This window comes from Mucilaginibacter sp. P5_A6 (genome assembly GCF_056400585.1).
Genome location: NZ_JBFUKZ010000001.1, coordinates 218,542 through 231,259 on the forward strand (window position 1 = coordinate 218,542; position 12,718 = coordinate 231,259).

13 protein-coding genes are annotated in these 12,718 nt (G+C 40.0%); 9 read left to right on the forward strand and 4 right to left on the reverse strand.

Features of this window, described 5'->3' with window-relative positions:
• Window positions 1-130 precede the first annotated feature (130 nt).
• Window positions 131-841: a hypothetical protein gene (locus tag AC1DO4_RS01000; RefSeq protein ID WP_477412110.1), complete on the forward strand. Its 711-nt coding sequence runs from the start codon at window positions 131-133 to the stop codon at window positions 839-841.
• Window positions 842-993: 152 nt separating this feature from the next.
• Here the strand turns inward: AC1DO4_RS01000 and AC1DO4_RS01005 are convergent, their stop codons facing one another.
• Window positions 994-1,251 (reverse strand): VOC family protein, encoded by a 258-nt coding sequence (locus tag AC1DO4_RS01005; RefSeq protein ID WP_477412112.1) that lies wholly within the window; start codon window positions 1,249-1,251, stop codon window positions 994-996.
• A 235-nt stretch (window positions 1,252-1,486) separates the two neighbouring features.
• On the opposite strand from AC1DO4_RS01005, the gene AC1DO4_RS01010 reads away from it, so the two are divergent.
• Window positions 1,487-3,169, forward strand: coding sequence for a D-arabinono-1,4-lactone oxidase (locus AC1DO4_RS01010; RefSeq protein WP_477412114.1), 1,683 nt, complete (start codon window positions 1,487-1,489; stop codon window positions 3,167-3,169).
• Between the two features lie 34 nt (window positions 3,170-3,203).
• On the opposite strand, the gene AC1DO4_RS01015 is transcribed toward AC1DO4_RS01010, so the two are convergent.
• Window positions 3,204-3,479: a DUF4342 domain-containing protein gene (locus tag AC1DO4_RS01015; protein ID WP_477412116.1), complete on the reverse strand. Its 276-nt coding sequence runs from the start codon at window positions 3,477-3,479 to the stop codon at window positions 3,204-3,206.
• 500 nt (window positions 3,480-3,979) lie between these two features.
• Between AC1DO4_RS01015 and AC1DO4_RS01020 the strand changes: the two genes are divergently transcribed.
• From AC1DO4_RS01020 to AC1DO4_RS01045, 6 genes are all read left to right on the forward strand, one after another.
• The gene (locus tag AC1DO4_RS01020) at window positions 3,980-4,978 is read left to right on the forward strand and encodes a family 43 glycosylhydrolase (RefSeq protein ID WP_477412118.1); all 999 of its coding nucleotides are present in this window, start codon (window positions 3,980-3,982) and stop codon (window positions 4,976-4,978) included.
• Window positions 4,979-5,099: 121 nt separating this feature from the next.
• Window positions 5,100-5,441, forward strand: coding sequence for a HopJ type III effector protein (locus AC1DO4_RS01025; protein WP_477412120.1), 342 nt, complete (start codon window positions 5,100-5,102; stop codon window positions 5,439-5,441).
• A 266-nt stretch (window positions 5,442-5,707) separates the two neighbouring features.
• A complete protein-coding gene (locus AC1DO4_RS01030) occupies window positions 5,708-6,352 on the forward strand; it encodes a TNT domain-containing protein (protein WP_477412122.1) in 645 nt (214 codons plus the stop codon).
• The gene (locus AC1DO4_RS01035; protein WP_477412124.1) at window positions 6,349-6,708 is read left to right on the forward strand and encodes a hypothetical protein; all 360 of its coding nucleotides are present in this window, start codon (window positions 6,349-6,351) and stop codon (window positions 6,706-6,708) included. Before AC1DO4_RS01030 ends, AC1DO4_RS01035 begins: the two co-directional genes overlap by 4 nt.
• 236 nt (window positions 6,709-6,944) lie before the next feature.
• Window positions 6,945-7,304: a hypothetical protein gene (locus AC1DO4_RS01040; protein ID WP_477412126.1), complete on the forward strand. Its 360-nt coding sequence runs from the start codon at window positions 6,945-6,947 to the stop codon at window positions 7,302-7,304.
• A gap of 228 nt (window positions 7,305-7,532) precedes the next feature.
• Window positions 7,533-11,183: a carboxypeptidase regulatory-like domain-containing protein gene (locus tag AC1DO4_RS01045; protein ID WP_477412128.1), complete on the forward strand. Its 3,651-nt coding sequence runs from the start codon at window positions 7,533-7,535 to the stop codon at window positions 11,181-11,183.
• A gap of 94 nt (window positions 11,184-11,277) precedes the next feature.
• Here AC1DO4_RS01045 and AC1DO4_RS01050 read toward each other — a convergent pair whose 3' ends face one another.
• Entirely contained in the window at window positions 11,278-11,475 is a 198-nt protein-coding gene (locus AC1DO4_RS01050; RefSeq protein ID WP_477412130.1) for a hypothetical protein, read from the reverse strand.
• Between the two features lie 311 nt (window positions 11,476-11,786).
• Between AC1DO4_RS01050 and AC1DO4_RS01055 the strand changes: the two genes are divergently transcribed.
• Window positions 11,787-12,245, forward strand: coding sequence for a hypothetical protein (locus tag AC1DO4_RS01055; protein ID WP_477412132.1), 459 nt, complete (start codon window positions 11,787-11,789; stop codon window positions 12,243-12,245).
• Here the strand turns inward: AC1DO4_RS01055 and AC1DO4_RS01060 are convergent.
• Complete coding sequence (locus tag AC1DO4_RS01060; protein WP_477412134.1) at window positions 12,242-12,634, reverse strand: DUF6896 domain-containing protein; 393 nt, start codon at window positions 12,632-12,634, stop codon at window positions 12,242-12,244. The two genes, AC1DO4_RS01055 and AC1DO4_RS01060, sit on opposite strands and share 4 nt — an antisense overlap.
• Window positions 12,635-12,718 lie beyond the last annotated feature (84 nt).

The window sequence follows — 12,718 nt, forward strand, 5'->3', positions numbered from 1 at the left end:
TATAAATAATATCTGCTTATAAAGTTTTGAACGTTATGCGGCAAAAATTTAGCTTATTATATAAGCTGTTAATTTTTGTTAAATGCTGTTGGGTGTAACGGCAGTTTAAATTTTATGATTATTTTTATAGATGCTTAAACATTTGCTTTTATTATTCCTTTGCAGTATACCGGCAGCAATTGCATTTGGCCAAAGTGTGCAAAACGGGGTAGTATATGAAAATAAAACGCGTGTGGTGCTGCAAAGTATAAAAGTTGAAAATTTAAGCACCCGCAAATTCATGATCACCAATAAATTGGGCGCATTTAGTATAGAGGGTAAGGCCGGCGAATTGTTGGTGTTTAGCGGTTATTTTTACAAATCGGATACGGTTTTACTTACCGGTAATAAGCCGCTTGAAATATTCCTGACGCCCCGGCATAATATGCTTAACGAGGTAAATGTAACCGCAACCGAAGCTATACATACGGGATCATTCCTGGCTCCCGAATATCATAACCAAACAATGGTTTATCAGCGGGATGCAAAAGGAAATTACACGGGGGGAATAGCTTTAAGACTCCATTACTTTAAAAAGGACGAAAAAAGAAAAGCTAAACAAGCTGAATTTTTGAAAGACCAGGAACAGCAGGACGAAATTGCCAAAGTTTTTAATGCCGATTATATATCCAAATACCTGCCTTTAAAAGGTAAGGATATGGACGACTTTTTGGTTTTGTACACGCCATCGCCCGGGGTCTACTTCAGTAAAGATTTTAACCTTTTGGTTTATCTTGATACCAATTATAAAGCTTTCCTGAAAATACCGGCTGATAAAAGGAATACGCAGCTGGAGCAATAATTTTTGCAGGCAGTATGGCAATTGGTTATAAGTTTGTGTTTGGGGATATTAAGAGATCAATTGCTTTTATGCGATTATCAGGCTAACCTGAAATGTATTTCGGTCGGCTTGGTACTATCGGCCATGGGTTAAATCTGAACGTTTTGCTAAAATTAATTATTTACTTCACAGCTCAGCATCCACTGAATCCCGAACTTATCGGTAAGCATACAAAAAAAAGCGCCCCAGAACTGGTGTTCAACAGGCATCATTACAAAGCCACCTGCCGAAATGCTATTAAACAGCCCGGTAGTCTGTTCCTCGCTGCTGGTATCCAATGTTACCATAAAATTATTACCTGCATTTAGGGTCCTTCTGACGGCGGGCATATTCATGCCCATTAATACCGCGCTGCCCACAGGTAAAGCCATGTGTCGGCATATCCTTCATGCGCTGTAAATTAGAACTCGCCGCCAAAAACAGATTTGTAAAAATTGAAGACCGCTTAATACTTGTGCTAAAGAGCGCTAAAAAGTTCAATTTGAACTTAACTAAAAGTAAAATATCTATAATATTATTAATGTAAAAATTAATAATATTATAATTGCGATATTAAATAATTATTAGTTAAATTAGCTAAACGTAAACCAACATAAACCTATAAGTATGGAAACAATAATTGTAAATGGGGCAACTTACTGGTTGCCCGAAAGCAACGACGATGTAATTGCCCTGGTAAATGAGGCCGCGAACAACAACGAGATCATTTGCGTTCGCGGCTCCGGCCACTCATTTCCGTTGGTGGGGACGCTTGAAACAGAACAGCAATCGTCAACCGGGAAAAAATACAAGTACATTATGCTTGCAAAAATGTATGGTGTGGAGATGCTTGATGCCGACACTGTAAAAGTGCAGGCGGGTTGCCATCTCGGCCCCGACCCTTTTGACCCTACAAAAATCTCTACCCTGGAAAATTCCTTATGTTATTATTTAGATAACTTAGGTACTGCTGCAGGCGACCCTTCATTAAATCGTTCACTGCCCGATCTGGGCGGCATAACACATCAAACAGTTGGCGGTTTTTTATCAACCTCTTCTTCGGGCGGCTCAACTCAATATTCTTTTGAGGATGCATTGATAAGCGTTGATATAGTTACCTGCAAGGCAGGGGAGGGCGCTGCTGTAACTACTTTTACAAAGCCGGCCAATAATCCGGATGATCCATTTTATGCAGCAGGTATAGCTTCAATGGGCTTGTTTGGCGTTATTGTTTCTGCAACCTTTAGCTGCTCGCCCCAGTTTTATATCGAGGGATCGGAAACTATTACTTATACAGACCAATGCACCCTGATCAACCTGTTCGGAAATGCCCCCGGTTTGCCAAATATGCAAACTTTTTTACAGCAAACCGAGTATACCCGCTTAATGTGGTGGCCGCAGCAAAATCATGAAAACCCGGAAAAGGATCTGTCGCGGATGGTAGTTTGGCAGGCACAGCGTACAGATCAAAGCGGAGCCATAGCCTACGCAAAACATGCTTATGACTTAAAGGGGACTCAACCACTTGCTGATGGACTAAAACCATATGAAGAAGTACCTTATATTTTTGGCAAACCCGATGCGGCTAACGTAGCGGCCAATCTTTTATATACCGCTATTGGCCAATGGCCCACCTGGCTGAAAAACCTTATCGGCGATAATATGGAATATGAAATTATTAAAGCCTTTGTAGAAAGTATTTATGGATCAAAAATATTTCCTGTTATAATGGACATTTTTGTGCCCGTTGATACGCCAACAAATGCCAATAAAGGGCCGCAGCTATTTGCCGATCTTTGGTATACAGGCTTACCTATGGATAACCAAATGAGCGATAAGCTGATGCCGGTTTGGTTTACCGAGCTATGGATAGATATTAACCAGTCGGAGCAGGTGATGGATGCGCTGAAAACTTATTACGATAGCCAGCCAATTACTATCGACCTTAGTTTTAGCTGTGAAATTTATGCGGCCAAACAAAATATTTTTTGGCTTAGTCCTTCATACAACCAGGATGTTATACGTATAGATGTGTTTTGGTTTGCCAATAACCTGGGCGATCCGGCAACATTTTATCAAAGTTTTTGGGATTTATTAGCGCCGTTTAATTTTCGTCCACACTGGGGGAAATACATCCCCGACACGGTTAACAACGTACCGGGAGTAACATATATAGCCGATAAGTACCCCAAATGGAATGATTGGATGAATTTAAGGAACACAATGGATCCTCAGCAAGTTTTTGTAAACGATTACTGGCGTTCAAAATTAGGGATCCCTGTGACAGAATTGTTTTTAACACAGCTGTAAAGCAAACAAAAAAAGCGGCGATGAGCCGCTTTTTTTACAACTCTTCTTTCTCTGCTTTGTCTTCGCTTTTTGGCCCGTCTCTTTCAACCGTAATACTGCAATCGCCAACAAAGGCGGCTACGGCGCCAACGGCCGCAAGTACCGGCGCCAGTAAAATACCTATAAGGCCAACTGTTAATGGGAAGGTCATGAGTTCTTTGCCGGCATGATCTGTAATGGTGATTTTTGTTACGTTGCCGTCGGCTATCAATTCTTTTACTTTTTTAAGCAGGTTATCGCCGTGCAGGTAAAAGGTTTCTTTTATGGTCATGATTGAGTTTTATTAAGTGAATAATGGGTTTTTATTTCCTTTTGACTCAGCTTTGCTGATGTTGTTACAAAAAAGCAGGATGGTACCATGAAGAAAAATAAGACCATTATTATTTTAACCCATTTTTTGATTTGGATAATCTCGTCAACACTGTATATTTATTTGACGGAGCCGATTGTTAAATGGCTTTTTCCCGGGTTTGATAGTGTTGAAATTTGGTTGCTGTTTTCTGTGGCGGGCCTTGTTGTTATATTGATATCAATTGTAATATTAATGCTTGTGCGATTGACGAAGATATAAGCTAATCGAATCACAAATCAGCCTTCTACAGCTTGAACAGGAATCAATAGCTGATGATGGGATTTTTGAACAACGAGTAACTAACAATGGTGCGATGAAAACATCGACCATAAGCTAAATCAGATTTAATTTACTTTATTTGCGGCATAGCGACGCGTCGCCATTTTATCTGTAACCAATCTTAACAAAAAAATATACGAGTGAAAAAGTTCTCATTGCTGCTACTTTGTGTTTTGTCACTTTGCCAGGTTTACGGGCAAAGCCAGGAGGGTAAACTGGCTCCCAAGCCGCTTTTCCGCGATCCGTTATACGACGGCGCCGCCGACCCGACGTTAATTTGGAACCGCGCCCAAAAAAAATGGTTTATGTTTTATACCAACCGCCGTGCAACTGACACAACCGGTGGAGGCGTGGCGTGGGTGCACGGCACCGAGATAGGTATAGCCGAATCTGCCGACGGAGCTAATTGGAAATATCGCGTTACAGCTAAAATCGACTATAAACCGGATGCAGGGTTTACCTATTGGGCTCCCGAGGTGATTGAGTATAAAGGTGTTTACCACATGTACCTCACTTATGTACCAGGCGTGTTTAATGACTGGGAGCATCCGAGAAACATCATTCATCTTACCAGTAAAGATCTTTTGAACTGGAAATATAAATCGACACTGAAACTCATTAATGACAACGTAATTGATCCTTGTGTTTTGCAATTGCCAGACGGTACATGGCGAATGTGGTATAACAATGAGAAAGACCATAAATCCATTTATTTTGCAAATAGTGCTGATTTATACCATTGGACAGATGGGCAGAAAGCAATTTATGATCAGCCGGGTGAGGGGCCGAAGGTTTTCAAATGGAAAAATAAGTACTGGATGATCACCGATGTATGGCAGGGACTGGCGGTATATTCTTCTGACGACATGAAATCATGGAAACGCCAACCGGGTGCTAATTTGCTTGCGGAACCAGGCAAGGGACCGGATGACGGAACCAAAGGCGGGCACTGCGATGTGCGTGTAAGTTCAAACGGCCGGGCTTATTTGTTTTATTTCCTGCACCCCGGAAATACAGGGGCGAAGGCGAGCCGCTACCAAAAGCAACGATCCAGTCTGCAGGTGGTGGAACTCAGGTATGCTGATGGGAAACTGTCATGCGACCGGGATTTGCCCACTTATGTAGATTTGAAACCGTAATTAAAACGTTCAACATTTAATTGTTACCTCAACTGTTAAAGTATCCTCGCAATTCGAAGTCCCCGACCTCGAACAACAGGAATTGATTTTTCTTTTTTACTTTCGCGAAAAATTATTCTGAATGAAGGAGCAACTACTTACGTTAATTACAGCATCCCAACAGGGATCGGTGCTGTTTAGCGAAGTTATAAAATTGATTGAAACGTATTACAATCATCAACCAACAGCCTTTAAAAATGGTGATGTTTATAACGAGGCTACACAAAACCAGGGGAGTGCAAAGGTTTTTGCCTGTGCCCAACTTAACAACTTAAGCGCGGCAGACACACTCTATTTATTTGCCGAGCATTACCAGTCGGTATTGGCTAATCCGGACGCTGCGGACCATCAAAATATCAGGCAGTTTATGGCCYATGGCTGGCCTGGCGTTGTTTTTGAAGGTGAGGCGTTGACCGCGAAATAATAGCGGTTTAGGGTCAGCGAAAATCATGTATAGATTCAGATATATAGAATTATTGTTTGTTTAAGCATCCTGGAGAAACAGGCATAGTAGTTCAAAGTCAGAGGCTTCCAACAGTGGGGTGAGTTTTTGTGATCAGTAGTTAACTCATCTGCCTTGATATTCTTAATAACACCAACATATTATTAAAAATAAATATGCCGGTTTGCATTGATAAAATATTTACATATATTATCTTTAGCTAATTAATAAACCAAATATCTTGTCCTATGAAAACAATAAGAATATTGCTGTTGGCAGTACTGCTGCCTTTTGCTGTCAATGCGCAAACGGCGCAATCCCAAAAAACACACAAACACGTAGCCCCTTCAGGAAGGGGACATCAAAAAAACGACAGCCTTGTACGCGGCGTTTCGTTTAGTGTTTTTGTAGCCTCTGTTGCCGATTTTGCCGACAGTACCAAAAAGCCGCTTGCGAAAACTGCCTGGCAATTATGGAAGAACGAAAAATGGGCCCAACTGGCGCAGTTTTTCAGCACAAACAACCTTAACGGCGGCTGGCCCCCAAACCGTGGCGCCCTGTCATTAAAAATGATTACGTTGCAGGCCGGCCTGTTGGTTGATCGCTATGGAGGTTATTACGATGCCGACAGTGTTTTCCAGGACAAGGGTACCTTTGTATCATTTGTAGGTGTGCCGTTTCCAAAACGCGCTTTGCCCGATAAAACCTTACAATCGCCATACAGGGTTTATAAAATTGTAAAACCTATTGACAGTGTAAAAAGAGGTCAGATTATCCCCTGGTTTGATAAGCCCGGTTTAGGTGTTCAGTTTGAATTACCTTATAATATCAATGATCTGGAAAAAGGAGGGTATATTGCCGAACAAAAAGATAAAGAACGGCCCCAAAAATGATAACCAATTATAAAAAGGCAAAGTCGCTCATATTTGATGGCCCCGAACAGGAGATACTGCACAAAACATTCAATTTGAGCCGTGAAACCGCCCTGGTCGCCGCCATAAAACTGAACGACTTTGCCAATAATACCCTCGAAGAGCTACAGGGCGCTATCAGTGCCGCCGACTTTGAATTCATTATAAAAACCGGAGCTTTTGTTACCGACGGCGGCTTTCTGAACCTATATAAGGGCAGCAATAACCTCAGGCTGTATTATTATAAAAAAGGTAATACTATAGTTGTTTTTGCCTACGGCGAATTTCAACCCGGTCGCTATATGCTTTACCTGGAAGGTTTTTGGATAGTTGATTAGCTGTCGAAGCCGTTGTTAGAGTCCATAGGTGTTCGGAAGATTATAAAAGCGGGGGATGTGCGATTCCTTCCTTGGGGAAGGAGGAGGAAGGGGTTTTACGGGTGATAGGACTGCTGCTATTCAAGCGTAAAAGTCTGGCATAGAAACACCTCCCCGCTGTTCGTCGGAGGCTTCAGCGGGGAGAATTAAATGACCTTATCCAATTTTCCTATCTTACATGGCCTAAGTTATCAGAGATGAACGCTACCAACCATAACCTAATAGTTGCCTCAAACCTGGTGAGTGCATCTGCGTTTATTAGCGCGGTTGCCTATTTTATAGTTAAGCCTAAGCCAGGAATACTCGAAGAACTCCTCGCTCTTGTTCTCACTATTCTTATCGCACATTTAATAAGAAAAGGATACAGATGGACCAAGTGGGGGTTGCTCTTTTTATCAATAATATCTGTTCCCCTGTATATCATAAGTTTATTTATGTTTAAGAAAAATGTACTGTCAGAATTACCTAATATCGTTATAAGCCTATTAGAAACAGGAGCTGTTATATACTTATTTTTGCCTTATAGGGAGCTTGATTATGATGAAAGTGAAGCATAGGTGCGAGAGTTACGGATGTGACGGCTTACTTTGCGGCTAAAATTATCATGATAGCTCATAATTGTTCGGAGGCTTCGAACCACGGGTTATTCAATTTTTTTAAGATTATTATAATCTGACCAAAATGTTCTGCCTTTATAAGGGAAAATTTATACCTTACTTTAGCAAAATCAGTATCTCCTATTTGCTCCAATTTTATTGGTAAACCTGAATTATTATTATCACATTATGGAAAAATACTTAACTCTGTTTTTTCTATTGATACCGTTTTACGGCTTTGGGCAAATTAAAATGTCTGGTAAGGTTGTTAATAATAAGGATGGTAAGCCAGTTATCAATGCCAATGTATTCCTAAGTAATGCAACAAATGGTACACAAACTTTGGGTGACGGCTCGTTTGTCCTGAACAACATAAAAAAGGGTAACTACGAGTTAGTTGTGTCGATGGTTGGTTTTGAGACTTTCCGACAGTCGTTGATAATTGATAAAAATGAAAATAATCTCCCGGATATTAAGATCGAACCCAAAGTTATTGGTTTGATGGAGGTAAAAATAAAATCTCAAAAAAATGCAAATTTTACAAAATCTTTAAAGCAGTTCAGTGACGAGTTTTTAGGCACATCTGCCATGGCTCGTGATTGCAAAATCATTAATCCGGAAATGCTCGACTTCAATTATGATAATGCATCAAATACGCTAAGCGCATCATCTGCAGACTTTTTAATAATCGAAAATCTGGGTCTTGGATATAGAATAAAATACCTGTTAAGCAACTTTTATAAAATCAGCAACTATTTCGGAACATTAAAAACTCATTATGATGGCTCTGTATTTTTTGAAGAATTAAAGGGAACGACCAACCAACAAAAAAAATGGCAGCAACGACGTTTGGAAATATATCAAAATTCCTCAATGCACTTTTTACGTTCAATTATTGCCGGTCAAATGGAGGAAGAAGGATTTCGGGTATATCAATACGCATTCGAACCGAATTCCCGACGTCCGCCGGATAGTCTGATAATAGCGAAGGTGAATTATTTTTTGAAAACTAAGGCAATTTCTGGTAATGCAGGGGACTCTCTATCCTTCTGGACCGCAAAGTCAAAATTAGATAAAAATATTCCCGTTCTGAGAGATTATCCCTTAACTCCCGTCGAAGTTTTAAAAAGAACAAATGCTTCTCAAAGCTATGAACTAAGTTGTGAAAATGACGGACTTTTTGTTATTCACAGCGATAACCATCATTTCGCAAAGAACGGAGGTGTAGGGCACTTGACTGATCCCGGTAATACCAAAACTACATTAATTACATTTAATGAGCCCAATGCTTTTTTTGATAGCAATGGAAGCCTGCTATCGCCAAACAGCTTAGCTTATAGCGGCGCCTGGGGGAATTTCCGAATAGCTGAAATGCTACCCCTGAATTATGAACCCCCAGTTGAACTTAAGGCTAACATTCTTCAGCAACCGCCCATAAATTCATCTGAAATGCGAAACAAAGTTCAGGATTCGCTGGTTAAAAAAATCTCAAATTTCAAGAAGAAAAATACTAATAGTTTGCTGTATGTTCATACAGACAAAACTATTTATACAAATAATGAGACCATTTGGTTAGCAGCCTATTTGATGGGGCGAATAAAAGAAAACAATCTTACCCTTTCGGTTGCCTTAGTGGACAATAATGATCGGAGGTTAATTGTTCAGGAACTTTTTGCAATGAAGGATAGTTCCTGGTGCGCTAATGTTAATATCCCCGATACTGTTGGGCCTGGTAATTATCATTTATTGGTGTATGCCAATGTTCTTAATTCACTGGGGAAACCTGTTATGTCATTCGATCAGCCCGTTACTATTAAAACTGCTAAAACTTCACACTTCCGGTCGTCTATTAAATTAATGGATACAATCCCCGATGCTAAAGGCCTTTTGAAAGCATTGGTTAAAATAGAGTCAAGTGAGTTGGCCAACAAATCTGGCTTTAACATAACATACACAACAGGTACTAAAGTTCGTAATGCCAGGACAAATAGTCTTGGAGAATATATAATAGATGTACTGCCAGCAGCCGGAATTGCCCTGGATGTAAAGGTGGCAAAAAATGAAGACGTCCAGTTACTTAAACTAAAAATTCCCGACTTTTATGCCCAACCAGTGGTGGAATTTTATCCGGAAGGGGGCGATATGATTGAAGGCTTAGTGAATCTGATCGGCTGGGAAGCGCGATCGATAACAGGAAAAAGCCTGAGGATTTCCGGTACGGTGTTAAAAAACGGAAAAATCACGGATACCATATCAACAGGATATGATGGCATTGGTAAATTCAGACTCATTCCGGAAAAAAATTGTGTTTATTCATTTCAAATACTTAAAACAGCAAACATTTCTTTACGGGATACGACTTATCTTTTACCTCCTGCCTCGCCGGAGGGTGCCTCAATACATATCGTTAATGCACTTGCAGACGATACATTGAAAGTAAAGCTGCAAAGCGTTAGTGAGCAGAAAGTTATTCTTTTGGTTCACAACTTCAATGATGTAATCGCGTACCGCGAACTAACAATCGCCCCTTTGTCAACAGATATAAGGATAATGCTTGTTGATGCACCCAAAGGATTAGCTACGATCACTTTATTGGATATCACCGGAAGGCCGTTGGCAGAAAGGATTTTTTTTGCTCATTATCAACAAACTTCGGTCATCAGTTTAAAAACTGATAGAAGTGAGTACATGACCCGGCAGAAAGTTAATCTTAGGCTCAAACTTAAAAATAAAGATGGCGTAGAAAGTAATGCAAAAATTTCGGTTGCATGTGTTCAGTCTAACAGGCTGGAATCTTCAAAGCAAATTGATATTACAACATATGCGTATTTAACTTCCCAACTGCAGCAAATTCCTCCTGATCCACTTGGCAAAGCTTATGATAATGTGGATTATGTACAGGACTTGCTTTTGGTAAGAGGCTGGCGAAAATATTCATGGAGAAGTTTAATGACCGGCCTCCCTTCGGATACTGTCGGTTCAGAGTCTATTATTCGTTTTACGGGGCAGGTTAAGGTTTCTGGCAGGCCGTTGAAAAAACCGGTTACAATAACTATAAATAATGGCGATGGGATACAGTCGTTTGATACAAACGCCGATGGTACATTTGAATTGGAGCCAAAAAATATGCTTATAAATATGGGTAAAAGGCTCAGGTTGATGATTGCAGGCAAAATACCCGAAATGTACTCAATTACCATATCCGACCCTTATCCGAAGATAAGTCAAAGCCTGGCTTTCAATCTTTCACCAGAGCCGGCGACGTATTTGCCTGTGGTCAGTTATTCTCAACAAATGCTCCCTGGTATAGACAGGACTATTGCCTTAAAAGAAGTAATTATCAAAGTTCAAAAGATTAATGATTCTTTCATCGATGGGATCAAATGGCATAAGGAAGAAAATGGCATATGCAACGATTTTGTATGTGAAAACGGTATTTTAAACTGCTCTTACCATACTATTACTTCTCCGGGATCAYATAAGCCTTTCATTAATGGTCGATATATTATGAAAGGCAGCCTTTTTCCTGTTGTTTATAAAGGTTGCATTTTGTTTGTCAAAGATGATTCACAAAAAACATATAATCGTATTATAAATGGCATCAACCTGCCAAAGGAATATTATCCGATAGATAAGACATTAATTTCTGGTTCAGAACCTGCATATGAATCAACTATTTACTGGAATCCTGAAATCAAGATCAATTCAGCAAATGAAGTAAACGTATCCTTCTATACCGGGGATATAGCAGGTCGCTTCCAGTTGAATGTACAAGGGCTTGGTGATAATGGCCCATTAAGCGAACATATGTCGTTTATAGTAAAAAAGAGCAGCCAGTAAAAAACAGATATTCATATAACCTTGCTGCTTGAAGGGGGACTTTGAACAGCGGGGATTCACAAACTTTTTTAGGACGACACAGAGGGCCGCTAATTTATTTAATTGTCCCGCCGTTTCTGATACGTTCCACTGTTTCTGGTTCAACTCCCTGCCTTTCTGCAATCACAGACAAAAGTCTGATGATCGTATCCGCCTTCCTTAAAAATGTGGGGATGCTTAAGATAAACCTTGTCAATAATATACTTACCAATGCCACTACTACAGAAACAATAAAATAACCGCCGATATCCATGTTGGAAGATTTTAGTTTAACTCGCTAAATCTAAAACAATAAATCAAATATCTTTTCTAAATGGAAGGTTAAGGTAAAAACCGCACCATTTGTTGATGATCTTGTTTTCCAAAAGGCCTCAATAGGCTATTGTTATCATGTAAAGTTGTTACGGTTGTAATCAGGGATCAGATGCAGTATACAGGCTTAGGCTGGTGCGGTGAAAACACCGACCAGAGGCTAAACGATTCGAAGCCAGGAGACTTCGAACAGCTGGAATGAAATGATCTTATCCAAAATTTCTTATCTTACATGGCCTAAATTAATCAGAGATGAACGCTACCAACCATAATCTAATAGTTGCCTCAAACCTGGTGAGAGCATCTGCGTTTACTAGCGCGGTTGGCTATTTTATAGTTAAGCCTAAGCCAGGAATACTCGAAGAACTCCTCGCCCTTGTCCTCACTATTCTTATCGCACATTTAATACGAAAAGGATACAGATGGACCAAGTGGGGGTTGCTCTTTCTGTCGATAATATCTGTTCCCCTGTATATCATAAGTTTATTTGTGCTGAAGAAAAATGTGCTGTCAGAATTACCTAATATCGTTATAAGCCTGWTAGAAACAGGAGCTGTTATATACTTATTTTTGCCTTATAGAGAACTTGATTATGATGAAAGTGAAGCATRGGCGACAGTTACGGATGTGACGGCTTATTTCGCAGCTAAAATTATCATGATGGCTCATAGTGGTTCGAAGTCGGAGACTTCGAACAGCGGAGGAAGCTAAGAATAGTAGTAATTATGTTCCCCGGGTAACTTGTAGATTTTTTTGCTTTGTTTGAGCTTTAGTATTTCGGTCTCTATGAACTGTTTGGTATAATTTTTTTTATACTTTGTTTGAGAGTCGGCGAATTTCCATAGCCTCCAGGTATCAAAGCCATCGATACGATCATCTTCCCCAAAGTCAAAGTCAATAGTTTTATCGTTTAATTCTACGGCCAGTCCTAACCCGTGAAAGGAATATTTGGCAGTTGGGCCTATTTTACCGGTCTGAGGATAAATTCCTTCATGCCATGCACACAGGAGATCTTTCCTGCTGTATTTCTTGTAGAATAATTCAACTACTTCTTTGACAGAGTCCTGAAAATCTTTTATCAATCTCTCAATGTCGGCCATATAAATTAATTCTAAGATTTGAGGGATTGTGCTGAGTGTAAATATAGTTGATCGACTTGTATTTATGTGAGAAAATCATCGCTT

Excerpts from the sequence above, each read along its gene's own strand:
- AC1DO4_RS01040 (WP_477412126.1), top strand. The coding sequence starts at position 6,945 with ATGAACGCTACCAACCATAACCTAATAGTTGCCTCAAACCTGGTGAGT.
- AC1DO4_RS01050 (WP_477412130.1), bottom strand. The coding sequence starts at position 11,475 with ATGGATATCGGCGGTTATTTTATTGTTTCTGTAGTAGTGGCATTGGTA.
- AC1DO4_RS01030 (WP_477412122.1), top strand. The coding sequence starts at position 5,708 with ATGAAAACAATAAGAATATTGCTGTTGGCAGTACTGCTGCCTTTTGCT.
- AC1DO4_RS01035 (WP_477412124.1), top strand. The coding sequence starts at position 6,349 with ATGATAACCAATTATAAAAAGGCAAAGTCGCTCATATTTGATGGCCCC.
- AC1DO4_RS01000 (WP_477412110.1), top strand. The coding sequence starts at position 131 with ATGCTTAAACATTTGCTTTTATTATTCCTTTGCAGTATACCGGCAGCA.
- AC1DO4_RS01015 (WP_477412116.1), bottom strand. The coding sequence starts at position 3,479 with ATGACCATAAAAGAAACCTTTTACCTGCACGGCGATAACCTGCTTAAA.
- AC1DO4_RS01060 (WP_477412134.1), bottom strand. The coding sequence starts at position 12,634 with ATGGCCGACATTGAGAGATTGATAAAAGATTTTCAGGACTCTGTCAAA.
- AC1DO4_RS01010 (WP_477412114.1), top strand. The coding sequence starts at position 1,487 with ATGGAAACAATAATTGTAAATGGGGCAACTTACTGGTTGCCCGAAAGC.
- AC1DO4_RS01005 (WP_477412112.1), bottom strand. The coding sequence starts at position 1,251 with ATGGCTTTACCTGTGGGCAGCGCGGTATTAATGGGCATGAATATGCCC.